Source organism: Bacillus sp. PK5-006 (genome assembly GCF_054161415.1).
Map to the genome: position 1 here is coordinate 2,341,771 of NZ_CP096414.1, position 24,208 is coordinate 2,365,978.

The window sequence follows — 24,208 nt, forward strand, 5'->3', positions numbered from 1 at the left end:
CCGAGTGGTTTTTTCGTTTAGATAATAAAATGATCGACTTTTTCAATCAGCTGATGAATTTCTGGTTTACTGATTTGATCATCTGCCCCGATCGTTTCCCCTTTATGACGCAAATCTTCAGTGATTAACGAAGAGAAAATAAGAATCGGAATGGAATTTGTTAAAGGATTGTCCTTCAGCAGTTTTGTTAGCCGGTGGCCATCCATTTTAGGCATTTCAATATCCGTAATAATCATATCAATTTCTTCTGTGACACTGATTCCTTTGCTGACAAGGTCCATGACATGATCATATGCCTGTTTGCCATCTTCAAAGGTCACAATGTTTTTATAGCCTGCTTCGGTTAATTCATTTGTTAATAAACGCATGAGAAGCGGAGAATCTTCAACGACATACAGTTTCTTCCCTGTTCTTCTCTCGTCTTTCTCACCGTCAAACATATGATACGTATCAACACCAGAAGCGGATTCAATATCATAAATGATTTTTTCGTAATCTGGAAGGAAAATCATTTTTTCATCAAGCTTAATGATGCCCGTTAAATGACGGTCCATCCCTTGATTGAGTGCAGTCGGCTTCTCAATCTCTTCCCAGCTGACGCGGTGAATTTGTGATACCGTTCCTGTATGGAACACAAATTTCCGTTGGTTGAATTCAGTCACAATATATTTCTCTTGTTCTGACTGATCTGACTCGACATTAAAAAAGGAAAATAGATTGATGACTGGTAAAATCTCGCCTCGTAAACTAATCATCCCTTCTACATCTTGGTGAGAGTGCGGTACAACCGTCACCTCAACCGGCTGAATGATTTCTCTTACTTTCATGACGTTAATGCCGAATTGATTTGCACCAATTTCAAACTTCACAATTTCCAATTCATTGGTACCAGAGTCAAGTAAAATTTCTTGTTTGTTTAAAGCCACGGAAATCCCTCTATTCTTCAATATAAGATTGTACTTTTTATATCGGCAGCATAGGTAAAAAGTTGACGTTTCTTTACGCTTTCTCTCGAACGAATTGATGAATCACAAGTCCTATCGCTGCAAGGATGAGCAAAGACCCTAGTGCAAGGCGGCTTGCGAGATTTCCGTGCTCTGCAAACAGCAGGGTAACTGAGCCATAAATGATCGGCCCGATAATGGAAGATACCTTCCCTGAGAATGCAAAGAGGCCAAAAAACTGTCCTCGCTTTTCCTTCGGTGTCAGTTCAATAATCAAGATTCGTGATGCCCCCCAGCTTGCGCCAAGTGAAATCCCGAATAAACTGCCCGCTATCCAGAAGACCCATTCGGTTGCCGCTGTCACAGCCAGAATGAGCGCCACAATTAAAATGACATACACGACTGTAATCGATCGCTTTGCCCCTATCGCTTTTGTGATATATCCAAACAGAAAGGAGCCAATGATACTTGAAATGGTCGACACAAGATAGAGCAAAATAAATTGCCCAGCGGTAAAGCCAATGATGATTTTGGCATAAACAGCCATCATCGCAATCGCTGTTTGTAAAGCATCATTCATAAAAAAGAAAGCAATCATAAAGATAAAAGCTGGCTTGTACTTTTTCATCTCTTTAAACGTGTGAATAATCTCTTTATACCCGCTGAAAAAAGACGCCTTTTTCTCTCGCTGAGGCAGCGGATGAGGATCTTTTACAAAAAAGAGAAAGGGTAGAAAAAAGAGAAGGAATAAAAGAGCTGTCGGAATAAATGCTTCATGAAACTGGTCATTGCCGACAAGTAAATAAACAGAGAGACCGACAAGTGTTCCTAAATAGCCAACGGCGATACCAAATCCTGAAATAAGCGGGATTTCTTCCTTTGTCCCAAGATCAGGCAAAATGGTGTCATAGAAAACAAGACTAGAATGATAAAAAAACTTTGCGATCACAAATAAGGTAACCACGACTAATAAAGAAACAGGCAGCCCAAACCATTCACTTGAGAAATCAATCCCAGCAAAAATCCCCATCATCAACGTACAAGCAATACATATGAACGTAAACACCGTAATGTAGCGTTTCTTTTTCCCTGTACGATCAATCAGCACTCCGTATAAAGGTGTAAAAATGACGAGAAAAAAGCTGGCTAGTGCGTTTGCATAAGAAATAAAGGTGCTGGCGATCTGGTCCATTCTCGCACTGTCTCCGATCGTTTCCTGCAAGTAAAATGGGAAGAAAATGGTGATCATATTTGATGAAAAGATCGTATTTGCAAAATCATACAACGCCCAGGCCAGCACAGGTGCTGTCAAAAACAGCCCAAAGCCTGCCCCTTTTTTCTGTGCGGTCTTTTTTCCTGTTCTCAATCGATTGTCTCCCTTCCCTGCCTCATTTTTCACTATCATTCTATTTTATGTGCTGTTTCCCTCTTCCATACAAGCGATCTATGAAAAAAAGCACCTCTTACCATATAGCAGAGGTGCTTTTTTCATTATTTCTTCACAACAATGGTACTTGCAATCAAATCGTGAAGTGCTTGTTTTTTTTCTGTGAAGAAAGCAATGATATAGCCAATATATAAGATCGGAGACAAAAAGCCTTTTGCAAAGAAGCGGCCAGTTGCACGGCCAAATGTGACCTTTTCGCCTGTGACTTTTGTTACTTTGATGCCGAGAGCCATCTTTCCAAGTGTTCCTTGCAATTTTGATGATTCCATGATGGCGTAATAAAGCCATGTCACCACGGTACCCATCAAGATTGCCCCTATATAGAAAAAGATCAGTCCCATAATAGCTTCCCACTCCTCATCCGTTATGACGGTTGAAGAATAGTAATAACTGTCGTCATCCATCATCATTGCTGCCTCTGGGCTTGAGATAAAAAAGACTGACGCCAAAATAAACATGATAAATGCAATTGGTACACCGATAATGATACCGTCCAAAAGGTGTGCAAGAAAACGATAGCCTACACCTGCTAGCTCAGGATGCTTCTTTTCTTGAATGTGTGGTTCTGTTATGTTGGTTTCCATCCTATTTCTCCTTTATTATGTATGTTTTCTATAAATTTCTTATAATCATTCGTTATTATATCCTATGAATATAGCAAGATCAATGGAACTTTACACTTTTACATACATTTTAGATCAGTTTGATCTAAGCGATTTATGTGAATAAATACTGAAAATTTGTGAAAAACATGGCACTTCTAGTTCTTTTACCTCCTGATTTTTTAACATTTTGTGATATTTTCGTCTTGTTTCCATTCTTCTGTTGACAATGATTCTTCAAATGGTACAATAGTCAAGGATTTTTTAAAGAAAGGTGTTCATGATGGGAACTGTCGTATTATTAAAGAACAACGAAATGACTGTAATTGAAGATATTTGCGAGGCTGATTTTTTAGATATGAAGCATGGTTTGTCAAATGATGACACAGCTTATATCTCTTGGTATGAAGACTACGATACTGCTTATGGATATTGATTTCATTTCATAGATGAAGCGTAAAAAAAGGCGATACAACCTGAGAATAGGTTGATCGCCTTTTTTACGTTTGTGCGCTTCTTTCACTTTCAGGTTCCACATGAATAAAGATTTGTGCATGCGGAAATTCCAGCTGAATCTTCTCTTCAATTCGATCACATAATTGGTGCACATCTTCAATCGTTGTCTTTCCATCTACAATCAAATGAAAATCAATATATTCCTCGGCACCAGACCGCCTTGTTCGAAAGTCATGATATTCAATAAATTCTTGACTAAATCCTTGAATGATCGCTTCGATTGATTGTTCTTCCTCTGGTGTTAACCGAGCATCAACAAGCGGCGGGAAGGCTTCCTTCATGAGTTTAAACGCTTCACGCATAATAAAGAGAGCCAGAACCATTCCAATGATCGGATCTAGGAAATACCAGTCGGTTAATGCCACAAGCAATAAACTAAATGCCACCCCTAATGACGTAAACACATCCGTTAAAAGGTGCAGTGCATTTGATTTCATGGCAACTGAATGTACTCGCTCAGCCTCTTTGTTCACAACCCTCGATACAACAAAATTGATGAGCGCGCCTAGCAGCATGACCACAATGCCAAGCACAGGCAGCTTGACTGGCTCTGGATGCATTAATTTGTGAACACATTCGTATATAATCCAAATGCCAGCAACGAAAATCAGCAGTGTCTCAATCGTTCCAGAAATATTTTCGACTTTTCCATGTCCATAAGGATGTTTAGAATCTGCTGGCTTTCTTGAAATACGAACAGAAATAAATGCAATAAACGATGCCATTAAATCGAGAAACGAATGAATGGCTTCTGATAAAACCGCGACAGATCCGGTTAATAGACCCACAATGATTTTTAAGATGACAACAAATGTGTTGCTCAGCACGGATAGAAACGCGATTTTCGATGTCTTCGCTGATTGTTCCATCTATCGTCCTCCTTTAGGAGATCGTATGTCTATGAAAGCAATTCCCATGACCCTGATTCTCACGTTCTTTCAGTTTACTCAGTTTTGCCGTTTTCTAATCATCTTCATCACAGCCTGTATTTTCTCTTGAGGTTACGCTATAATAAATGTTGCTCTTTCTTTAATATATCACTCATGCGGTGATGGATAGGAGAATAGACTACATATAACGATATCCAGTGCCTTTCGCAGGTGACATTTATGCAGTGAATGGTAAAATAGGATAAAAACATAAATTTTTAAGGTGATGAGAAATGGAGCATTTGCTGAATCCAAGAGTAAAGGATATTGAAATTTCAGGCATTCGAACATTTTCAAATCTCGTATCGTCATATGAAGATGTCGTTTCATTGACGATAGGCCAGCCCGATTTTTATACGCCGCATCATGTCAAAACAGCTGCCAAAGCAGCCATTGACGAGAATTACACCTCATACACTCACAATGCTGGTTTCCTAGAGCTAAGACAAGCGATCCAGCATTATATCAAGAAGAAAGTGAATCTTGATTATGATGCAGAGTCAGAAATCATTGTGACGACAGGTGCAAGTCAAGCAATCGATGCTGCGTTTCGAACCATTTTAACAGAAGGCGATGAGGTCATTTTACCTGGACCTGTATACCCCGGATATGAACCGATCATTCGAATGTGCGGTGCCATGCCCGTACATATTGACACAACGAATGCCGGCTTTAAATTGAATGCCAAGCTGATTGAGGATGCGCTAACGGAAAAGACAAAGTGTGTGGTTCTTCCTTACCCTTCAAACCCGACTGGTGTCACGCTTTCAGAAGAAGAATTGAAAGAAATTGCCCAGCTCCTTGAAGGAAAAGACATCTTTATTTTATCCGATGAAATCTACAGCGAGCTGACATTTGACCGGCCGCATCATTCAATTGCCTCTTTCTTAAAAGAACAGACCATTGTCATCAATGGACTGTCTAAATCTCATAGCATGACTGGATGGAGAATTGGATTTTTATTTGCTTCAGCTCCAATTGCTAAACATGTATTAAAAGTACATCAATATAACGTGTCTTGTGCCTCGGCTGTCTCACAAAAGGCGGCACTTGAAGCTGTGACAAATGGTGTGGATGATGCACTGATCATGAGAGAGCAATATAAGAAAAGACTCGATTATGTATATGATCGGCTCATTTCTATGGGGCTTCCGGTGATTAAACCTTCTGGCGCTTTTTATATTTTTCCATCCATTGAATCGTTTGGGATGAGTTCCTTTGATTTTTGCATGGAGCTGTTAGAAAGTACAAGACTTGCGGTCGTACCAGGCTCTGCTTTCTCTCCACTCGGCGAAGGGTATGTGCGCCTGTCTTACGCTTATTCACTTGAAACGCTGAAAGAAGGACTTGACCGGCTAGAACAATTTGTACTCGAAAAACGTTCCATTCATTCGCTAGATTGAAACAACGGCTCTCTTGCCGTTGTTTTTATTTTGCAGGAAACATGATGTGAAATACAGTGCCCTTTTCAGGCTGACTATCCACACGGATCGTCCCGTTATGATTTTCTAAAATATTAAATGTGACCATGAGGCCAAGTCCTGTTCCTTTTTCCTTTGTGGTTAAAAAGGGCTCTCCAATCCGCTTCATCACCGATTCAGGAATGCCGATCCCTTCATCACGAATCGTGACAAGTATTCCATCACCTTCTGCTTTGGCTGTGATGTCTACCTTTCCTCCGTCCGGCATGGATTCTACGGCATTTTTGATTAAATTGATAAACACTTGCTTGAGCTGATTTTGATCCCCGTTCATCAGGAGACCCTCCTCTATCTCACTTGTGTTCATTAAAATACCATTTAAGTTCGCTTGTGTTTCTAACAAGGCTGTGACTTCGCTGATGATTTTTTTCAAATCAAGCGTCTGCATTGAGGACGTTTGCTGCGGTTTCGCCAGCATTAGCAGCTCACTCAAGATAATTTCTATTCGGCTCAGCTCAGAGAAAACAATCTCGAAGTATTGATCGCGATCTTTTGTTTTCGGTTTAATGAGCTGTAAAAAGCCTTTGATGGCGGTCAATGGGTTTCTGATTTCATGTGCAATGCCAGCCGCCAATTGGCCTGCAATCGATAATTTTTCAGAGCGGAGCATGAGCTCTTCTGTCTGCTTACGTTCGGAGATATCTCTTAAAATAATTTGAACCGCTGTTTCTCCAAAAAATGTAGTTGGGATACAGACCATTTCTGTATAAATCAACTTATGTTTAAACGTATGACAGCTCATTGTGACAATCTCAGAATCTGATGCTCTTTCAATAATACGTGATAAACTCTTTTTGACCTTTTGCTGATCACAGGAATGAATTTGATGAAAGATATCCTTTCCTATTAATTTATCGTAATGCTCGGCTTCAAATAATTTAATGCCAGATTCATTCATAAACACCCATTTGTGATCATGGATGACCGCAATCGTATCAATGGAGTTTTGAATGAGCAGCTGATACCTCTCCCGGCTTTTTTGAAGAACGGTTTGGAATTTTTTACGGGATGAGATGTCCACGAGCAGTAAAAGCTCTGCCCGCTGATTTTGATAAATCGTCGGTGATGACTTTACCTCAATATGAATACTGCTCCCATCTTGACGCTTCCATATCTGTTCAATCATTCCGACTGGAAGGCCTTGCTGCAGCCTTGTTATTCGGCTTCTGACAATATCATGGTACTCTTCAGCAATAAAATCAAACGCGGACTTGCCGATCATGTCATCTCTTGCACTTACCCCCATTAATTGCAGCATTGCATCATTCGCATACACAATTTTCCCTAAAGTCGTAATACATAACGGATTTGGCAGCATGGCAATCAATTGTTCAGCTTCACCGACATTTTGGAAAGCCGGCAGACTGCCTAACGACTGTTCTGCTACTTTTGATGTTGTTTGAAATGCTGCTTTTTGGGGCTCAGTATCCAGCACCCTCATTTTCAGGATCATTTCTCTACTTACTTCGTTGTCTAACCCATCACAAGCAACAAAATCAATGCTTGCTTCGATCCATACAGCTGTCAGATCACTTCTTAGCAGTCTAAAGTGGCAAACCTCTAGCATGTGCTGATTGTAAAAATAACTTTCGACGAGAAATTGATCTTCGGTATGAACAAAGTCTTTCAAAAAACACCCTAGTAAATCCTTTTGTTCATAGAGCAAAAGCTGCTTACAGTTGGAAGAAATGTAGAGAAAGCGGCCATTAGAAGAAAGAACGGCATGTAAATCGATGTTCGAATACAATTGATTCGAATCTTTCATTTGTTGTTCCATCGTCGTCCGACCCTCCTTTTCATTTTTTAGGGTTGTCCTTAGATTGATGTATAAAAAAGATTCGCTAGAAAACCCGTATTTTCCTTCTGTCATCGAGGGAAACGTCCATATTTTCAGCAAAAAGGGAGCACTTTCTGCTGCTGTGCTCCCTGCGGTTTATTGTTTTTCATATTTCTTTTGTAATTCAACGTACTTATCCACAATTTTACTCGGGATGTTTTTAATAACAGGATCCTTATCTGAGACATAAGGTGTCACGACACTAAACGCCACCTTTGGATTAGAAGAAGGATAATATCCTCCAAAGGTTAAGTTGTACGTTGAATTTCCCCACCAGCTGCGGTTGGCACCATAGTAGAACGTTTGCGCTGTACCTGTTTTTCCTGCGACATCATGCTGACCAAACCGGCCAGCGGCAGTTCCGCCTGTTGATGTGACCATTTTCAGTCCCGTTTTTACGCGGTCAATATCTGCTTTCGAGTTGTTAATCGTATTCAGCACTTTCGGCTCATATTTTTTTACGACTGGGCCTACTTCATCCTTCTTCGTTGGAAGATGAACACTTTTCACTACTCTTGGCTGAATACGGCTGCCTCCATTGGCGATCGTTGACATGTATTGTGCCACTTGAAGCGGTGTATACGTGTCGTACTGACCAATTGCTTCATCAAGCAAGAGTCCGCCGACCGTCTTAGGATGCGTCTGCATCCCGCTTGATTCCTGCGGCAGATCGATCCCCGTTTTCACGCCAAGACCGAATTGCGCATAGTAGTTTCTCATTTTTTGTAAGTGCTTAGGCCTTGCAGGTAACGGACCATCCTTTTGATAGGTGATGCCCGCCATTCTCATCGCTACTTGGAACATGTAGACGTTGGAACTTTTTTGGAGTGCTTGAAGGTCATTGACCCATCCTAGATTTTTATAAGACTTTTTCGCCTTTCCATTACTCCCTGCAAAATAGAGCGGTGTATCCATATAGGCTTGGTTGTGTGACATCCCGTCCTGATAACCGCCAAGTACTGTGGCTCCTTTGACAACAGAGCCCATTTCGTACTGGGTCGTAAATGTTCCGATCGCATAATCTGTGACGTCTCTGCCGTCCATTTTCTTGCCTGACATGGCGAGAACATCCCCTGTGTGAGGGTCCATCATGACGACAAAGGCACGATCCATCATATAGTTTCTCGCGCTGGCGGATCTAAGCTCTGATTCAACGATTTTGTCGACTTCCTTTTGCAGCTCCATATCAAATGTCAGCGCAAGATCAAGTCCTCTTCGTCCTTCTGTCCGCTTGATTTCATCGAGCAGCTTCCCACCAACCTGTGTATATTGAACGGTCGCTTTCTCTGGGTTTAGAAAATCCTCGTATTGATATTCTAAATAGCTCTTTCCTACCCGGTCATTTCGCGAGTAGCCTCTTGCCATATAGTAATCTTCACGCTCTTTAATGATTCCTTGCTCTGGTGTAGTCACACCGCCAAGTACATTATAAAGGGTCTTTTCATACGGATATTTTCTTGTCCAGTCGTTGATGACGTTCACACCAGGCAGTTCATCAAGATGCTCTGAGACAAGTGAAATTTCTTCATATGTCAGGCTTACGGATGAAGTTTGTTTTGATTCTTTCGTTTCATCGAGTAAAGCCACTTTTTCGTCCCCTTTTTTCTCTTCGTTTGGGTTCATTGCCTTCACGATTTGGGGCTCAAAGGCATATCCGCCTGTAAATCTACGGTAGATCGCTGCAACAGCTTTTTCCTCTGCATCCTTTTCGATCGCTTTGACTTCTTTCTTTGGGACACGCTCTACTTGAAGCGGATAGACATCCTTTGCATCGATATCTTTTTTCTCCGCTTTTGAAATGAGTTTATCCGCTTCTTTCGGATGGCTCGCCAGCCAAAAATCTCGAATGTCACGCTCTCTCAAAAAATCAGTATCCATTTTTATATAAGTCGCAAGTTTTCTTGCTACCTTAATCTTATCCTCCGCTTTCACACCGCTTTCTGATGTATAAACGATGGCAGGTACACTTTCGTTATCAACGACGACTCTTCCTCTCGCGTCATACATTTTTCCTCTTGGAGACGGGTATGATGCTGTTTTGACCTCTGTTCGGTTGGCTTGCTTTTTATAATCTTCACCATTGACGATTTGCAGCACACCAAGCTTGATCACAAGTCCAGCAAATAAACTAAATACAGCGAAGAAAAAGAGATTAATTCTCCAGGCGTTCCGGCGCTTGATTTTTTTTTGCTCGGCAGCACCTTGATGCTGTTTCTCTCCCACTTATGTAGCTCCTCTCATCCTTTTCAATCTTTTACAATTACCACTCATTATTGTAACACTTTTGTAATAGTTGTTACAGCGAAACGAGTGAAAAAAAGCTGTCAATCCCTAATCTGCAAAAAAATATACTAACACTTTAAAATATTGGTATGTTTATGTCGTTTTCTTTAAATGGAAGAATTCCCCATACTTTGATATGAAGCGGCTCTTACGATGACTTTAACAAAAATGACAAACTGGCATTGTCAATGGAGGATGCTGGTACGTTTATAACAAAAAGTCCATGGTATGATTTTTTGTGAGAAAACAAAACAAAGATTTTAGGAGGAGTTACAATATGAAGAAGAAATCATTCTTTTTTTCAGCGCTGACAGCTGCTGCACTCATCACGTTCACTGGAGGACATTCAGCTGATGCGAAGGAGCTTAACCTGAAACAAGTAATAAATGTACAGCATCAAGCCATTGATCTTCATACACTAGCAGCAAAATTACATATCTCTTCAGATGTAAACAAGCTAAGCAAGTCGAATCAAAAAGAGATCGAAGCTCTATTAAACAAACTGATCAAAAGCGGTCAACCTGTTACAGGAACAAAAGTAGTGAAAGAAGTAAACAAAGCAAAACAAGAACAAAAACAAGAATCAGTGAAAAAACCAACTGCTTCTAAACCAAGCACTCCAGCAAAAGAAAACACAAGCAGCAACACAAAAGCTGACCAAAAAGACACAACCGCATCAAAAGCAGACAGCAGCTTAAATGCATTTGAAAAAGAAGTGGTTGAGCTTACAAATAAAGAGCGTGCAAAACAAGGCTTAAAGGCCCTTTCTGTTGATTCTAAATTAAGCAAATCTGCTCGCGCAAAATCTCAAGATATGAAAGATAAAAACTATTTCTCTCATACAAGCCCAACTTATGGATCTCCATTTGATCAAATGAAGCAATTCGGTATCACTTACAAATCAGCAGGTGAAAACATTGCCCAAGGTCAAAGATCTCCTCAAGAAGTTGTGACAGCATGGATGAACAGTGAAGGCCACAGAGCGAACATTTTAAACAAAAGCTATACACATATCGGTGTTGGTTATGTGAAATCTGGCAACTACTGGACGCAGCAATTCATCGGAAAATAATATCAAAAAAACCTGTCCCTATTTGGGACAGGTTTTTAGTTTGTTTTGAGGGTGCTGCAAACTATTTGACCCATAATTTATAGATGCTCTGGGTCCCGCTGTTTTCTTCTCCCTGTTCGCTCAGCTTTTCATAAAGGGACTTCGCAAGTGAGAGCCCTGGCATTTCTTCACCCATCAGCTCTGCTTCTTCAAGTGCAATGCCCATATCTTTGATAAAATGCTTCACATAAAACCCTGGCTCGAAATCGCCTTTCAGCATTCTTGGTGCAAGGTTTGACAAAGACCAGCTGCCGGCTGCACCTGTTGTGATGCTTTTGAGCACCTGCTCTGGATCAAGCCCTGATTTTTCGGCATAGGCCATTGCCTCTGCGACACCGACCATTCCCGCTGCAATGGCAATTTGGTTACACATTTTTGTATGCTGACCGCTTCCTGCTGGTCCTTGATATTGAATGTTTTCACCCATTTGCTCAAATAGCGGCAGACAGGCTTCATAGGCTGACCTTTCTCCGCCGATCATAATGGCCAGCGTGCCATTTTTGGCTCCTATGTCTCCGCCTGACACAGGTGCATCTAATGTAAATATACCTCTTTCCTTCGCTTTCAACTCAATTTCTTTTGCAAGCTGAGGCTTCGATGTCGTCATATCAATGAGATATGTACCTGGCGCGGCATGTGCCACAAGCCCATCTTCACCTAAATAGATCTCTTCTACATCAGATGGATATCCCACCATTGTAATGACGGCATCTGCACTTTCTGCAATCTCCTTTACTGCCGGCTTCCATGATGCGCCTTTTTGAATCAATGCATCTGCTTTTGCTTTCGTTCTTGTATAAACGATCACTTCATAGCCTGCATCCATTAAATGTCCTGCCATACTGCGACCCATTACACCGATTCCTATAAAACCAACTGTTTTGATTTGTGCCATCACTTGTTCCTCCTTAAAGAGACTTTGTCAATCCACCATCAATGATCAGTGTTTGACCTGTCATATATGTATTGGCTTCTGATAAAAGAAACACTGCATATGCTGCAAATTCCTCTGGCTGGCCGTAACGGCCAAGCGGGATCGCTCGTTCAGCCTGTGCTTTGATTTCTTCAACCGTCCGATTCTCTCTTTGTGCGCGATGCTTCTCCAGCTGTTTCACACGGTCTGTTTCAATTTTTCCCGGTGCTAACGTATTGATCAAAATACCATCCTTTGCAAACTCCAGAGCGGCTGTTTTTGTCCATCCGGCTATGGCCGGTCTAAATGTATTCGACAGCATCAAGCCCGGGATCGGTTCTTTCACTGACATTGACGCAATATTTAACACACGTGCGCCGCGTTTTTTCAAATAAGGCAATGCCTCTTTTAATAATCGAATATAGCTGAGTAAATGAAGCTGAAATGATTCGATCCAATCTTCATCTGTTAAGGTGTCGAGCGTTCCTGTTTTAGGCCCGCCTGTATTGTTCACAAGAATGTCTAGACACTTCTCATCACCAGCCGCCGCTTGAACAAGCGCCTTGATTTGCCCGGCGTCAGATACATCACATACTTGATAAGTCAGCTGTCCTTTGACAAGCGGAGACAGCTCATTGACTGTTTCCTTCAGCTTTTGTTCATGTCTTCCCGAGAGCATCACATCTGCTCCCTCTTTTGCTAGAGCAAAGGCAATCGCTTTTCCGATACCTTGACTGCTTGCAGCTACCAATGCTTTTTTTCCAGTTAGATTGACATCCATGTCAACACCTCCCCTAGTTTATTTTATCATACAAAAAGAACCTTGCTCACATCGCAAGGTTCCTTTCCGCTCATTACACCTTAAATCGATCAACCGCCTGACGCAGTGCCTGGCTTGATTCGTTCAGCATTTCAGTTGAGGTTTTCGTTCTTTCTAACACTTGAACTTGTTCATCTGTAGACGCATGCACTTCCTCAGCTGAGGCAGCAGATTCTTCTGAAATGGCAGCAATACTTTGAATGGAGTCACTCATCTTCTGCTGTTCTTCTGTCATTTCATTAATCTGTGTATGAATGCTGTCGATTGAACCGACAAGTGCCTGCATTTCCATTGTGATACTGCTGAGTGCCTCACCGGTTGCATTGATGGCGGCACCTTGTTCCTCATTCATTTTACTTGCTGTTGTCATCGCTTCAGCCGCCTTCTTCGACTCATCTTGAATGAGTTTGACGGTTTCACTAATGTGTTTTGTTGACTGCGCAGATTGTTCAGCAAGCTTTCTCACTTCTTCTGCAACTACAGCAAATCCTCGTCCACTTTCTCCTGCTCTCGCTGCTTCAATGCTTGCATTCAGTGCAAGTAAATTCGTTTGATCCGAGATTTCAGAGATGGCGGTCACGACATTTTCAATATTTTTCGTTTTATGCTCAAGGTCTAGCAGCATTTGCTCAACCTTTTTCGATTCTTCACTCGCTTGTGTTGATTTTTGGACGAGCAAACCAAGTGCGTCAAGCCCTTTATAGCTTGCATCTTCAGATGATTTTGAGTTGGTTTGCATTTGTGAAGCGAGCTCACCCATATGGCGCACTTTCTCATACAAATACTCTGATTTTTCATTAATCGTTTCTGCATCTGACGCCTGCTTAGTCGCTCCTGTTGCCACCTCTTGAATGGCCGTTGCAATCTGTTCGCTAGACAGCAAAGTCTCATTTGAAATGTGGGTCACTTCATCCGCTGATTTCACAACTTGATCTGAAGCCCCTTTCACTTTTTCAATTAACTCCCTGACATCCTCGGTCATTTGATTAATGCTTTTCGTGAGGGAACCAATTTCATCTTGGGATTTCACTGCAAGCGTACTTGTTAAATCGCCTTCTGACACCTTACGCACATGCTCTATTAGACGCTTGATTGGCGTTGTAATGCTTCTTGCCAATAAGAAGCTGAGGATTATCGCAAGAATAATGGCAATGACGGATATAATGATACTTGTCTGATTCATTTGTTCTGTGATCCAAAGCAGTTTACTTTTCTCAAAGCTGACACCAACCGTCCAATCGGCTTCTTTGATTTTAGATAGGACCGTCAGTTCTTTGCTGTCATCAACACCTGAGTTGTCAAGCGCTTTTTTCACAGAAGGGACCTTTGATATGTTTTTTCCTTGCTCTGTTGGATGCGCCAAAAGGGTGCCTGTGCCATCAACTAAGAAAGCGGTCCCCTTATAAGGAATCTCTTGTTCATTTATATACGTTTGAATAGAGGACAGCTTCAAATCAAGTCCAGCGACCCCAATGACCTTTCCATTTTTGACAATCGCCTTCGTGGCTGAGACAATCACTTTTTTCGTTGCTTCATCGACATATGGATCTGTCCAAACGACCTGATCAGGCTTTTCAGCTGCTTGTTTAAACCAGCCTTGTTTCGATGGATCATATCCTTCGCCAAGATCGAACTCCGGAAAGCCGAACATTTTTCCGTCACTTGTTCCAATATAGGCAAACGAAATGAGCTTATCCTGTTCCTGCATGTTTTTTAGTTCATCGTTTTCAAAAGCCAATGTTTGCTTGGTTTGTTTTCGCGCAAATTCTTCAGTCATTGTACTTGTTGCGAGTTTATTAATTGTATTGCCGTAATTATCAAGCTTTTCCGTAATAATGTCTCTCATACTTTCTGCCGTTGCTGCTGCGGTGGTTTTTGCATCTCGTTCAATCAGTGGTCTTAACACTAAGTTGGAACCCACTTGAACAGCCACGACAGTTAAAATTAAAATAACTGAGATGAAAACAGCTATTCTCACTTGAAGTTTCTTAAACATCTCATCACCCCTACATCTACTTTCACACCTTAATTTATATATCGGCAAAATGATACCGCATTCAATAGTTGTAAGAAAATTTAAATAGAAAAAACAAGCCTTATTGGCTTGTTTTAAGTAAAATATTCAATTTTTGCAGAAGGAAAGTACTGATCTATATATGACTCTAAAGTCTTTCTTAGTTCTTGTTCCTCATCTTTTTGATAGATATATTTTCCTATTCCATATCTTCCCCACTTGTACCTTCTTTTTTCTTCATCCAACTCTAATTTTGATTTTGGGTAGTTTTTTTGAATCACACGCTTTGCTGGTTTTGTAAAGCGATGCTGAATCATCTCAAAGGTGATATCGTCTCTCACATCTTCAGGAAGAGCTGCATCAAGCTTTTCAAAAAGAACTTTATATCCTTCCTGCCAGCCTTCATGGATGTAGATTGGAGCAACAATAAAGCCTAGAGGATAGCCTGCCTTTGCGACCTTTACAGCCGCTTCAATCCGCTGATCTAGCGGTGATGTGCCGGGCTCAAAATATTTAATGACATAATCGGCATTGATACTAAAACGGAATCTTGTCCGGCCATTATGCTTTGCGTCTAACAGATGATCAACATGATGGAACTTCGTGACAAAGCGAAGCTTTCCTAAGTCTGTCTGCCCAAAGTATTCAATCGCTCGTTTGAGTGTATGTGTCAAATGGTCAATTCCTACGATGTCTGAAGTACATGATGCTTCAAATCTCGTGATATCCGGCGCCCGCTCGTTCATGTATTGCTCTGCCTGATCTAATATTTCTTCTACATTGACGTAAGTTCGAATGTACGGCTTACTTCCCATTGTTGTTTGCAAATAGCAATAATGACAATGTCCCATACATCCTGTTGCAAATGGGATCGCATACTCTGCAGATGGTTTAGACGAGTCAAACTTCAATGTCTTCCTCACACCAATAACAAGCGTTGACTTCGCATTACGATACTTTTGCAAGTCATTTTTTCCCGGAATATTTCTGACCTGGTTATGTGAAGTCGTTTCTCTTATTTCGATTCCCATACCCTCAAACTTTTCCTTCAGCTCTCGTCCTAACGGGTACTCTAACGCCCGGGGTTCAATGTAAACAAGCTGGGGAACGAAAGGTTTGATCATATTAAGCACATCCTTACCTTTAAGGTTTTCATACCGTTACTTTAACCGCACAGGATGGCTTTTATCCTTTCTAAAATCTCCCTTATTCAAACAAGTCTTGATAAAGAGCTTCTGCTTCTTCATATGTTGGAAACACAGCATCATCAGGTGCTAGTGGATGATACGTTTCAAGTAAAAAGAGGGCAAGCTCTTCTTCGTTGTATGGATGTGAAACAATTTCTGCTTCTTTAATTTGTGCTACGTTTGCAGCATGTGGATTTCGATAAATCACATATACTTGATCACCCGGTTTGTAGTCTGAGAAAGGCAATCTGGTCACCTCCATTTTTTAATTATAGGGTGCCCTTCTCACTGCCCAATATGACTCAATATGATAAAATTCGACAAAAAAACCAGACAGTTTCACCTGTCTGGTTTTCATTCACTTAGTTCTGTTGAAACGTCTTCTTGACGAAATCAACCACTTCTTCTGTTGTGCTAAGTGATAAAATATGCTCTTTAAATGATGCAGCTTCTTCTTTAGAAAGCTTGCTTAGCTGCGTTCTAGCTGGAAGAATGGATGTTGCACTCATTGAGAATTCATCTAATCCTAATCCAAGTAGAAGCGGGATTGCGATTTCATCTCCTGCCATCTCACCGCACATACCGACCCATTTACCCTCTTTATGCGCTGCTTCGATCACAAGCGTAATAAGACGTAAAATCGCTGGGTTGTAAGGCTGATAAAGGTAAGACACTCGTTCGTTCATTCGATCAGCAGCCATTGTGTATTGAATCAAATCATTCGTTCCAATACTGAAGAAATCTACTTCTTTTGCAAATTGGTCTGCGATGACAGCTGTTGATGGAATTTCTACCATCATTCCGATTTCAATGGAATCAGAAACGTCTGTACCAGCGGCAACCAATGCTTCTTTTTCTTCAAGTAAAATGGCTTTTGCTTCTCTAAATTCTGATAACGTCGCGATCATAGGGAACATGATTTTCAAGTTTCCATATGTACTTGCACGAAGTAAGGCGCGTAGTTGTGTTCTGAAAATCTCCTGCTCTTCCAGGCAAAGGCGAATGGCTCTATAGCCAAGGAACGGGTTCATTTCTTTTGGAAGCTGCAAGTAAGGAAGTTCTTTATCGCCACCAATATCTAGTGTGCGGACAACCACTGCTTTCCCTTCCATCTTCTCTAAAACTGTTTTATAGGCATCAAACTGCTCTTCTTCTGTAGGAAGCTGGTCTCTGCCCATGTATAAAAATTCAGTACGGTACAATCCGACTGCTTCGCCGCCATTTTCAAGTACACCTTTTACATCTTCAGGTGTTCCGATATTTGCAGCTAGCTCTACGTGAACGCCGTCTTTTGTAACCGTTGGCTGGTCAACAAGTTTCGCCCATTCCGCTTTTTGAGCTAAGTAGTCTTCATGCTTTTTTTGATACGCTTTCACTTCATCTTCAGAAGGCTGAATGATGACGTCGCCGCTAATACCATCCACAATGATCAGATCATCGTTTTTCACCGTTTTTGTTGCTTCTTTTGTCCCAACAACTGCTGGAATCTCCATAGATCTTGCCATGATCGCTGAGTGAGAAGTACGACCGCCGATATCTGTTGCAAAGCCTTTGACAAATTGTCTGTTCAGCTGAGCAGTATCAGAAGGTGTTAAATCTTCAGCAATGATGATGACTTCTTCAGAAATCATGCTTGGGTTTGGAATGTCAACGCCTAGCAAATGGCCAGTCACACGTTTCGTTACGTCGCGAATATCCGCTGCACGTTCCTTCATGTATTCATTGTCCATTGCTTCGAACATTGTGACAAACATTGTCGCTGTTTCTTTTAAAGCAAACTCAGCATTTACTTTATCAGATTTGATTTTATCCTTTACTGGGTTTAGCAGTTCAGGATCACTTAACACAAGAAGGTGGGCAGAAAAGATATCTGCTTTGTCTTGGCCAAGCTCTTTTAGCGCATGCTCTTTAATTGCTTCAAGTTCTTGTTTAGAAACATGAATTGCTTCTTCAAAACGCTTCACTTCTGTCTCTGGATCATTGATGTCTTTTTGGTGAACTGTTAAATCTGGTTCTTCCAGACGATACGCTTTTGCAATCGCAACGCCTGCTGAAGCACCGATTCCTTTCAGTTGTTGCATTACTCGCCTAGGCCTTCACTTTTCATTGTGTCTTTAAGCGCAGCAAGTGCATCATTTTCATCAGAACCAGAAGCAGAGATTGTGATTGTAGCACCTTTCGCAATTCCTAGAGACATTACACCCATAATAGATTTCAGGTTCACTGTTTTACCATTATATTCTAAGTTGATATCAGCATCATATTTACTAGCAGTTTGTACAAGAACTGTTGCAGGACGTGCGTGAATTCCAGAATCTGCAGTTACTTTGAATGTTTGTTGAGCCATTTTTATCAATCTCCTTTTTATACAATTAATACATCCACAATATTATATCATACTGCCGAGCTTGTCATCTAACAAGAACGGCAGTTATGAAAATTATTTTGAAATTTTCATGATGTTTTCTTGTCCAGCTTTGATTTCACCGGATGCTTGAAGGTCAATAAATTGTCCTTCACTTAAGTTGGTAAATACAATTGGAGTCATCAAAGATGGTACTTCAGACTTAATTTTATCAATATCAACCTCTAAAAGTTTTTGACCGATTTCTACTTGATCTCCCTCTTGTACAAATGCTTCAAACCCTTCTCCTTTGAGGCCGACCGTATCAATTCCGAAGTGGATCAAAATTTCAAGTCCACCATCAGACTGCAGGCCAATGGCGTGTTTCGTCGGGAACACATTTAAGATCTTCCCTCTTACCGGTGAAACAACCGTTCCATCTGTTGGCAAGATGGCGAAACCGTCACCCATCATTTTCCCTGAGAATACTTGATCTGGTACATCTGTAATTGGATGAAGCTCCCCTGTAATTGGTGAAGCAAAAATTTCTTCCCCTTGCTCATTTTGAAGCGGTTTTGCAATAACTTCTTCGACCTGCTGGCTGACTTCTTCTTTTGCAGAAGGGTCTTTCGCTGGACGAGGCGTGCGGCCTGCAATGATGTCCTGCATTTGTGTTTTTAAGTTATCAGAGCGCGGGCCGAAAATGGCCTGGATGTTGTTCCCTACTTCGAGAACACCAGAAGCGCCAAGCTTTTTCAAACGGTCTTTATCCACTTTCTTCTGATCATTCACAGTGACACGTAAACGCGTGATACAAGCATCCAGGTGCTTAATGTTTTCTTGATCACCCATTGCTTCAAGGATTTCATAAGGCAAGTCATTACCTTTTTCAGACTTCGCCTCACTCGCTCCGTCTGCTGCTTCATCCTCGCGGCCAGGTGTTTTCAGATTAAATTTGCGAATAGCGAATCTAAATCCGAAGTAGTAAATGACAGCAAGTACAAGACCTACTGGAATGACGAGCCACCAAGCGGTTCTATTTGGCAGGATACCAAATAGGAAGAAGTCGATTAACCCTCCTGAGAAGGTCATCCCGATTTTCACGTTTAGAATATCCATTATCATAAAGGATAATCCAGCGAATACACAGTGAATCGCAAATAATACTGGTGCAACAAACAAGAATGAGAATTCAAGCGGTTCAGTGATCCCTGTAAGGAAAGAAGTAAGGGCCGCTGATCCCATAATTCCTGCTACTAGCTTTTTATTCTTTGGTTTTGCTTCATGGTAAATCGCAAGTGCTGCTGCTGGAAGACCGAACATCATGAACGGATATTTCCCTGTCATGAATGTACCAGCTGTCAGCTGTACACCATCTTTGATTTGCGCCATGAAAATACGCTGGTCACCACGGACAAGCTCTCCTGATAAGCTCTTGTAACTAAAGAACTCATACCAGAATGGTGAGTAGAAAATGTGGTGCAGACCAAACGGAATTAATGATCGTTCAATGACACCGAATACAAAGGCAGCCAGCGGCTCATTCGCTGCGAGCAGTCCTGTTGAAAATGAGTTCAGTGCACCTTGGATTGGCGGCCAAATGACTAGCATCAATAGCCCTAAAATAAGTGCTGAAATAGAAGTAACGATTGGAACAAAACGCTTACCAGCAAAGAAGCCAAGATATTGCGGGAGCTCAATTTTGTAAAATTTATTATACATATAAGCTGCTAATACCCCGACGATAATCCCGCCAAAAACGCCGGTAGACAAGGTCGGTATGCCGAGCATATTAATATATGCTGGATGACTTTCCTTGAAGAACTTAGCCAGTTTGAGTGAATCAGATGGAATGGATCCGTTAGCCATTAATACGGCACTCATCGTGACGTTCATGACAAGGTAACCGATGATAGCGGCAATCCCTGCCACTCCGTCTCCATTGGCAAGACCGATGGCAACCCCTACGGCAAATAATAGCGGAAGATTCGAGAAGACGATGTTCCCCGCATTCTCCATGACACTTGCAACAAGCTGAATTGTATCATTGCTTAAAAATTGAGCTACATCAATCAGCTGCGGATTTTGCATCGCATTCCCAAGTGCCAGTAAAATACCAGCAGCAGGAAGGATCGCAACTGGAAGCATGAGTGCTCGTCCAATTTTTTGCAACACACCAAAAAGTGATTTAAACACTGGTTGAACCTCCTTTTGTTTTCGCTTACAACATACATTTGGGATGCTCCCTGACGTACATTTCATAATTAACCGTTTACATTTCACTTTCAAACGCAAAAAAAGGCATGGTGATATAAGGTTGCGCAAATAACAGGATCTTATCCTGTATTTACCTTAAGTCACTCATGCCTGATCGAATCAGTTACACGTTTCAAGGAAACTATGAAATTTTATTTGTCAATCTGTACAGATGAAGTGTCAGGTAGACTGCCTCAGCATCCTGTACAGGCTTTTTCAATGCATGCTGCAAAATTTTGATCATTTTCCAAGCAGTATTGTAGCATAAAGGATATTCATTTTTCAATAGATGAAGCAATTTTTCTGGCTCCTCTAATGATTCTCCCCGTTTAATACGCTCAATTGAAAACGTAATATGGCGTAATAAGCGTAAATAATGAATACTTTCTCTGTCTACTTTCATATGAAATGAATCTTCAATGACTTGGACCATTTGTGTAATGAGCTGCGAATGACGGTTCACTTCAGATAATGGCCGATTCGTCAAAGCTGAATGGATATGGAGCGCTATAAAGCCAATTTCTCCTTCTGGCAGCTTCGTTTCGACATCTGGCCGCTCGTTAATCAGTTCAACGACTTCCTTTGCAACCTCGTATTCTTTCGGGTAAAGCGATTGCGTCTCAAGCATAAAAGGGTTCGTGATATCATAGCCTTGCTGCACCCGCTTAAAACTAAACGCAATATGGTCGGTCAGTGCAACATGTATATGCTCATTCAATCGTTGTCCCATTTTTTCTCGTATATGATAAATGACGTCATTGGCAAGCTCGATCATGTTCTCATCAATATGATGAAGCAGTTGTTTATATTCTGTTTGTTCCTTCGTGTTTTTTAACACAAACATTTTTTCAAACACGTCTTGATCGAGAAGATCCCCCGATTTTTTACCGAAGCCGATCCCTTTCCCAATCAGAACCACTTCGCCCAAAGAAGGGTGTCTTGCGATGATGACATTATTATTTAACGCTTTATCAACGGTGAAGGATTCCATGAACATCCCCACCTCCTTCTTATTCAATCCCTCTTATCGTACAAAACAGATGAAACGTGCGTCAACGATTGTTTTTCAAAACGGTTGTTGTTCGCTCAATCAGGCGAAATGGCAGCATTCTTTTTTCTGATTTCTCTCCCTTTAATGCCCGATCGAACAAGTCAAACGCTTCCTGTCCCATTTGTTTGAGGGGAATATGAATGCTGGAAATCCCCAAAGCCTCACTCAATTGGTTATTTTGAAAGCTGAGTATGGCTGGTGATTCTCCTACTTTTATGTCATGACGCTGCGCCTCTAATAAAAAGCCGGCAGAGACTTCGTCATTTGTAATGAATAAAGCTGTAGGACGATTTTTCATTTCCTGCCATTCTGCAAATAATTGCTTCCCATCAAGCAGAGATAACTTCCCTTCGATGATCCAATCCTCATCAATGGTCTGCCCGAGCGATTGCATCATGTCTTGATAAGCCTGAAGTCGCGACTCGCTATTCGCTCCTTCTGTTCTGGCGAGAACGATCGCAATTCGTTGATGGCCGCATGCCGCCAAATGATGCAGCCCTTCCTTAAATGCTTGATCATGCGCAATCGACACGGTTGAGCATTGATCGTGCGGCACAGGATGACAAAATATAATCGGCCCTGATTCCTGCCATTTTAAAATGTGACCATCACTTAACGCATTTGAACAAAATATTAAACCATCTACACGGCGCTCTTTTAAACTCATTAACGCTTCTTTTTCTTTTAATGGGTCATATCCTGTTTGAAATAAAGCAAAATGCATGCCGCGCGCCTGTGCTTTTTCTGCAATACCTGTGACGAGAGCGCTGAAATAAGAGTGTTCAATGTTTGGAAGGACAATGCCAAGCATATTCGAATAGCCCTTCGCTAAATGGACCGCCTGGATGTTTCTCGTATACTTGAGCTCTTTCATCGCTTGTAGAACACGTTCCCTTTTTTCTTCTTTAACATAAGGATGCTCATTCAACACACGTGATACGGTTGTCACAGATACGCCCGCTCTTTTCGCAATCTCCCTTATGTTTGCCATTTTTTCTCCTACTTTCTCTTGATATGGTAAGCGTTTCATACTTTAAGATGTATGTGAGCTGAACAAATCACTGGATGGAAAGGGGAATTCAAGATGGGTTTCATCATATGGATTATATTATGTATGACTGTTTTGTTTTCTGCTCGTTTTGCATTACATCCTTTAGGAAAAGAACATAAAATCAAATCGTTTCAATCAATTGATGATTTTTTTGTTGATAAGGATCGAGAAGAGTGATAAAAAATCACGATGACACTTCCAATACCTGGACGTTCATCGTGATTTTTTTCATTACTTGATGATCGTCAGCTCTTTCGGATAATTGGTTAAGGTGACTGGACCATCTGCCGTAATGAGAACATCATCTTCAATTCTTACGCCGCCGACTCCTGGGACATAAATTCCTGGTTCAATCGTATACACCATACCTTCTTGCAGAAGGTCGTCATTTGCCTGACTCATAGAAGGGAACTCATGAACAGAAACCCCTAACCCATGTCCAAGGCGATGAGGGAAATATTCACCATACCCTGCTTCTGTGATCAGTCCGCGAGCTTTTAAATCAAGATCACCGATTCTCACGCCTGGCTTACTCATTTCAAGTGCTGCCATTTCTGCATTTAAGACGGTTTGATACATGTCCTTTTGCTTTTCAGAAGCTTCCTGATAGATGAATGTTCTTGTGATATCTGAGCAATATCCATCGACAATGACGCCAAGGTCAAATAACACAAAATCACCTTTTTTTAAGGCTGCCTGTCCCGGATTTCCATGAGGCTCGCCTGATTTTTCACCAAAGAGAACCATAGTTGAAAAGGACATACCTTGAATGCCTTTTTTCTTTAGTTCATATTCTATGACAGCGAGCACTTCTGTTTCTGTGATTCCTTCTTTTAAGGCGTTAACCCCAATCTTTACACCTTCATCTGCCAATTGAGCCGCTTTTTTGAGTGTAGCAATTTCAGATTCATCTTTAATCAGTCTGAGCTGATTGAGCGCATCTTCAGCCCGGACGAACGTTTCTGCCCCGGTAACAGCTTGGAGCTCTTCTGCTCTTTGAAGCGGAATCGATTCTTTTTCAATCGCAAGACGCGCCGCTTGAATACCTCGTTTTTCTATCGCTGATTGAATGAAATCAAATGGATTCTCATGATCTTCATATCTAATGATATCGCCGGACCATCCTGCATTTTTTGCCTGCTCGACTTCCATTTTAGGCAAAATAAAAAATGGTTCTGCCTCTTGGAACACAAACAGCCCCATCACTCTTTCATGCGGCTCTGTGAAGTATCCAGATAGATAAAACACATTTTCCTTTGTATGTATAAATGCACCTTGAATGTCTTCTTTCTTAAGCCAAGAAGACAAGCTCTTCATTCGGTTCATCATGATCCTCCTCACACGTTTTACTACTAGTCTATTGTATCAGTTTTTGCTTTATTTCGCACAAAAGCGCACTGGCATGAATCCAGTGCGCCCTGA

Annotated in this window: 21 protein-coding genes and 1 pseudogene; 4 read left to right on the top strand and 18 right to left on the bottom strand. The window is 41.3% G+C overall.

Features of this window, described 5'->3' with window-relative positions; translation table 11 throughout:
- Nucleotides 1-17: 17 nt before the first annotated feature.
- From M1D84_RS12125 to M1D84_RS12135, 3 genes are all read right to left on the bottom strand, one after another.
- Nucleotides 18-926 carry a chemotaxis protein gene (locus tag M1D84_RS12125; RefSeq protein WP_024424709.1) on the bottom strand — a complete coding sequence of 303 codons (909 nt, stop codon included), beginning with the start codon at nucleotides 924-926 and terminating at the stop codon, nucleotides 18-20.
- A 73-nt stretch (nucleotides 927-999) separates the two neighbouring features.
- On the bottom strand, nucleotides 1,000-2,310 hold the full coding sequence (locus M1D84_RS12130; RefSeq protein WP_024424708.1) for an MFS transporter: 1,311 nt from the start codon (nucleotides 2,308-2,310) through the stop codon (nucleotides 1,000-1,002).
- A gap of 125 nt (nucleotides 2,311-2,435) precedes the next feature.
- Entirely contained in the window at nucleotides 2,436-2,975 is a 540-nt protein-coding gene (locus tag M1D84_RS12135; RefSeq protein ID WP_024424707.1) for an RDD family protein, read from the bottom strand.
- Between the two features lie 301 nt (nucleotides 2,976-3,276).
- On the opposite strand from M1D84_RS12135, the gene M1D84_RS12140 reads away from it, so the two are divergent.
- On the top strand, nucleotides 3,277-3,429 hold the full coding sequence (locus M1D84_RS12140) for a hypothetical protein (protein WP_162842519.1): 153 nt from the start codon (nucleotides 3,277-3,279) through the stop codon (nucleotides 3,427-3,429).
- 64 nt (nucleotides 3,430-3,493) lie between these two features.
- Here M1D84_RS12140 and M1D84_RS12145 read toward each other — a convergent pair whose 3' ends face one another.
- The gene (locus tag M1D84_RS12145) at nucleotides 3,494-4,378 is read right to left on the bottom strand and encodes a cation diffusion facilitator family transporter (RefSeq protein ID WP_024424706.1); all 885 of its coding nucleotides are present in this window, start codon (nucleotides 4,376-4,378) and stop codon (nucleotides 3,494-3,496) included.
- A gap of 293 nt (nucleotides 4,379-4,671) precedes the next feature.
- Between M1D84_RS12145 and M1D84_RS12150 the strand changes: the two genes are divergently transcribed.
- Complete coding sequence (locus M1D84_RS12150; RefSeq protein ID WP_024424705.1) at nucleotides 4,672-5,841, top strand: aminotransferase A; 1,170 nt, start codon at nucleotides 4,672-4,674, stop codon at nucleotides 5,839-5,841.
- Nucleotides 5,842-5,866: 25 nt separating this feature from the next.
- On the opposite strand, the gene M1D84_RS12155 is transcribed toward M1D84_RS12150, so the two are convergent.
- Both M1D84_RS12155 and M1D84_RS12160 read right to left on the bottom strand, forming a co-directional pair.
- Nucleotides 5,867-7,696, bottom strand: coding sequence for a PAS domain-containing sensor histidine kinase (locus M1D84_RS12155; RefSeq protein WP_025092344.1), 1,830 nt, complete (start codon nucleotides 7,694-7,696; stop codon nucleotides 5,867-5,869).
- Between the two features lie 156 nt (nucleotides 7,697-7,852).
- Nucleotides 7,853-9,979, bottom strand: a complete 2,127-nt coding sequence (locus M1D84_RS12160) for a peptidoglycan D,D-transpeptidase FtsI family protein (protein ID WP_247721837.1) — start codon at nucleotides 9,977-9,979, stop codon at nucleotides 7,853-7,855.
- Between the two features lie 337 nt (nucleotides 9,980-10,316).
- Here M1D84_RS12160 and M1D84_RS12165 point away from each other — a divergent pair, with 337 nt between their 5' ends.
- Nucleotides 10,317-11,111 (top strand): CAP domain-containing protein, encoded by a 795-nt coding sequence (locus tag M1D84_RS12165; protein ID WP_024424702.1) that lies wholly within the window; start codon nucleotides 10,317-10,319, stop codon nucleotides 11,109-11,111.
- 61 nt (nucleotides 11,112-11,172) lie between these two features.
- Here M1D84_RS12165 and M1D84_RS12170 read toward each other — a convergent pair whose 3' ends face one another.
- The 11 genes and pseudogenes from M1D84_RS12170 to M1D84_RS12220 form a co-directional block, all read right to left on the bottom strand.
- On the bottom strand, nucleotides 11,173-12,045 hold the full coding sequence (locus M1D84_RS12170; protein WP_024426850.1) for an NAD(P)-dependent oxidoreductase: 873 nt from the start codon (nucleotides 12,043-12,045) through the stop codon (nucleotides 11,173-11,175).
- A gap of 13 nt (nucleotides 12,046-12,058) precedes the next feature.
- Complete coding sequence (locus M1D84_RS12175) at nucleotides 12,059-12,844, bottom strand: SDR family oxidoreductase (RefSeq protein ID WP_024424700.1); 786 nt, start codon at nucleotides 12,842-12,844, stop codon at nucleotides 12,059-12,061.
- A gap of 73 nt (nucleotides 12,845-12,917) precedes the next feature.
- The gene (locus tag M1D84_RS12180) at nucleotides 12,918-13,865 is read right to left on the bottom strand and encodes a methyl-accepting chemotaxis protein (protein WP_370880879.1); all 948 of its coding nucleotides are present in this window, start codon (nucleotides 13,863-13,865) and stop codon (nucleotides 12,918-12,920) included.
- A gap of 42 nt (nucleotides 13,866-13,907) precedes the next feature.
- Nucleotides 13,908-14,879, bottom strand: a pseudogene (locus M1D84_RS12185) (HAMP domain-containing protein); the annotation flags it as partial.
- A 113-nt stretch (nucleotides 14,880-14,992) separates the two neighbouring features.
- A complete protein-coding gene (gene splB, locus M1D84_RS12190; protein ID WP_024424698.1) occupies nucleotides 14,993-16,021 on the bottom strand; it encodes a spore photoproduct lyase in 1,029 nt (342 codons plus the stop codon).
- Nucleotides 16,022-16,103: 82 nt separating this feature from the next.
- Nucleotides 16,104-16,331, bottom strand: a complete 228-nt coding sequence (locus tag M1D84_RS12195; protein WP_003211490.1) for a transcriptional regulator SplA domain-containing protein — start codon at nucleotides 16,329-16,331, stop codon at nucleotides 16,104-16,106.
- 115 nt (nucleotides 16,332-16,446) lie between these two features.
- The gene (gene ptsP / locus M1D84_RS12200; RefSeq protein ID WP_024426847.1) at nucleotides 16,447-18,165 is read right to left on the bottom strand and encodes a phosphoenolpyruvate--protein phosphotransferase; all 1,719 of its coding nucleotides are present in this window, start codon (nucleotides 18,163-18,165) and stop codon (nucleotides 16,447-16,449) included.
- Nucleotides 18,165-18,431, bottom strand: a complete 267-nt coding sequence (locus tag M1D84_RS12205; protein WP_003211078.1) for a phosphocarrier protein HPr — start codon at nucleotides 18,429-18,431, stop codon at nucleotides 18,165-18,167. Before M1D84_RS12205 ends, ptsP begins: the two co-directional genes overlap by 1 nt.
- Nucleotides 18,432-18,524: 93 nt before the next feature.
- Nucleotides 18,525-20,624 (bottom strand): glucose-specific PTS transporter subunit IIBC, encoded by a 2,100-nt coding sequence (gene ptsG, locus M1D84_RS12210; protein WP_024426846.1) that lies wholly within the window; start codon nucleotides 20,622-20,624, stop codon nucleotides 18,525-18,527.
- A 202-nt stretch (nucleotides 20,625-20,826) separates the two neighbouring features.
- On the bottom strand, nucleotides 20,827-21,681 hold the full coding sequence (gene glcT / locus M1D84_RS12215) for a glucose PTS transporter transcription antiterminator GlcT (RefSeq protein ID WP_024424695.1): 855 nt from the start codon (nucleotides 21,679-21,681) through the stop codon (nucleotides 20,827-20,829).
- Between the two features lie 55 nt (nucleotides 21,682-21,736).
- On the bottom strand, nucleotides 21,737-22,726 hold the full coding sequence (locus M1D84_RS12220; protein WP_024424694.1) for a LacI family DNA-binding transcriptional regulator: 990 nt from the start codon (nucleotides 22,724-22,726) through the stop codon (nucleotides 21,737-21,739).
- A 93-nt stretch (nucleotides 22,727-22,819) separates the two neighbouring features.
- Here M1D84_RS12220 and M1D84_RS12225 point away from each other — a divergent pair, with 93 nt between their 5' ends.
- Nucleotides 22,820-22,963 carry a hypothetical protein gene (locus M1D84_RS12225; RefSeq protein WP_172643420.1) on the top strand — a complete coding sequence of 48 codons (144 nt, stop codon included), beginning with the start codon at nucleotides 22,820-22,822 and terminating at the stop codon, nucleotides 22,961-22,963.
- Nucleotides 22,964-23,017: 54 nt separating this feature from the next.
- Here the strand turns inward: M1D84_RS12225 and M1D84_RS12230 are convergent, their stop codons facing one another.
- A complete protein-coding gene (locus M1D84_RS12230) occupies nucleotides 23,018-24,112 on the bottom strand; it encodes a M24 family metallopeptidase (protein ID WP_185854365.1) in 1,095 nt (364 codons plus the stop codon).
- Between the last annotated feature and the right edge of the window lie 96 nt (nucleotides 24,113-24,208).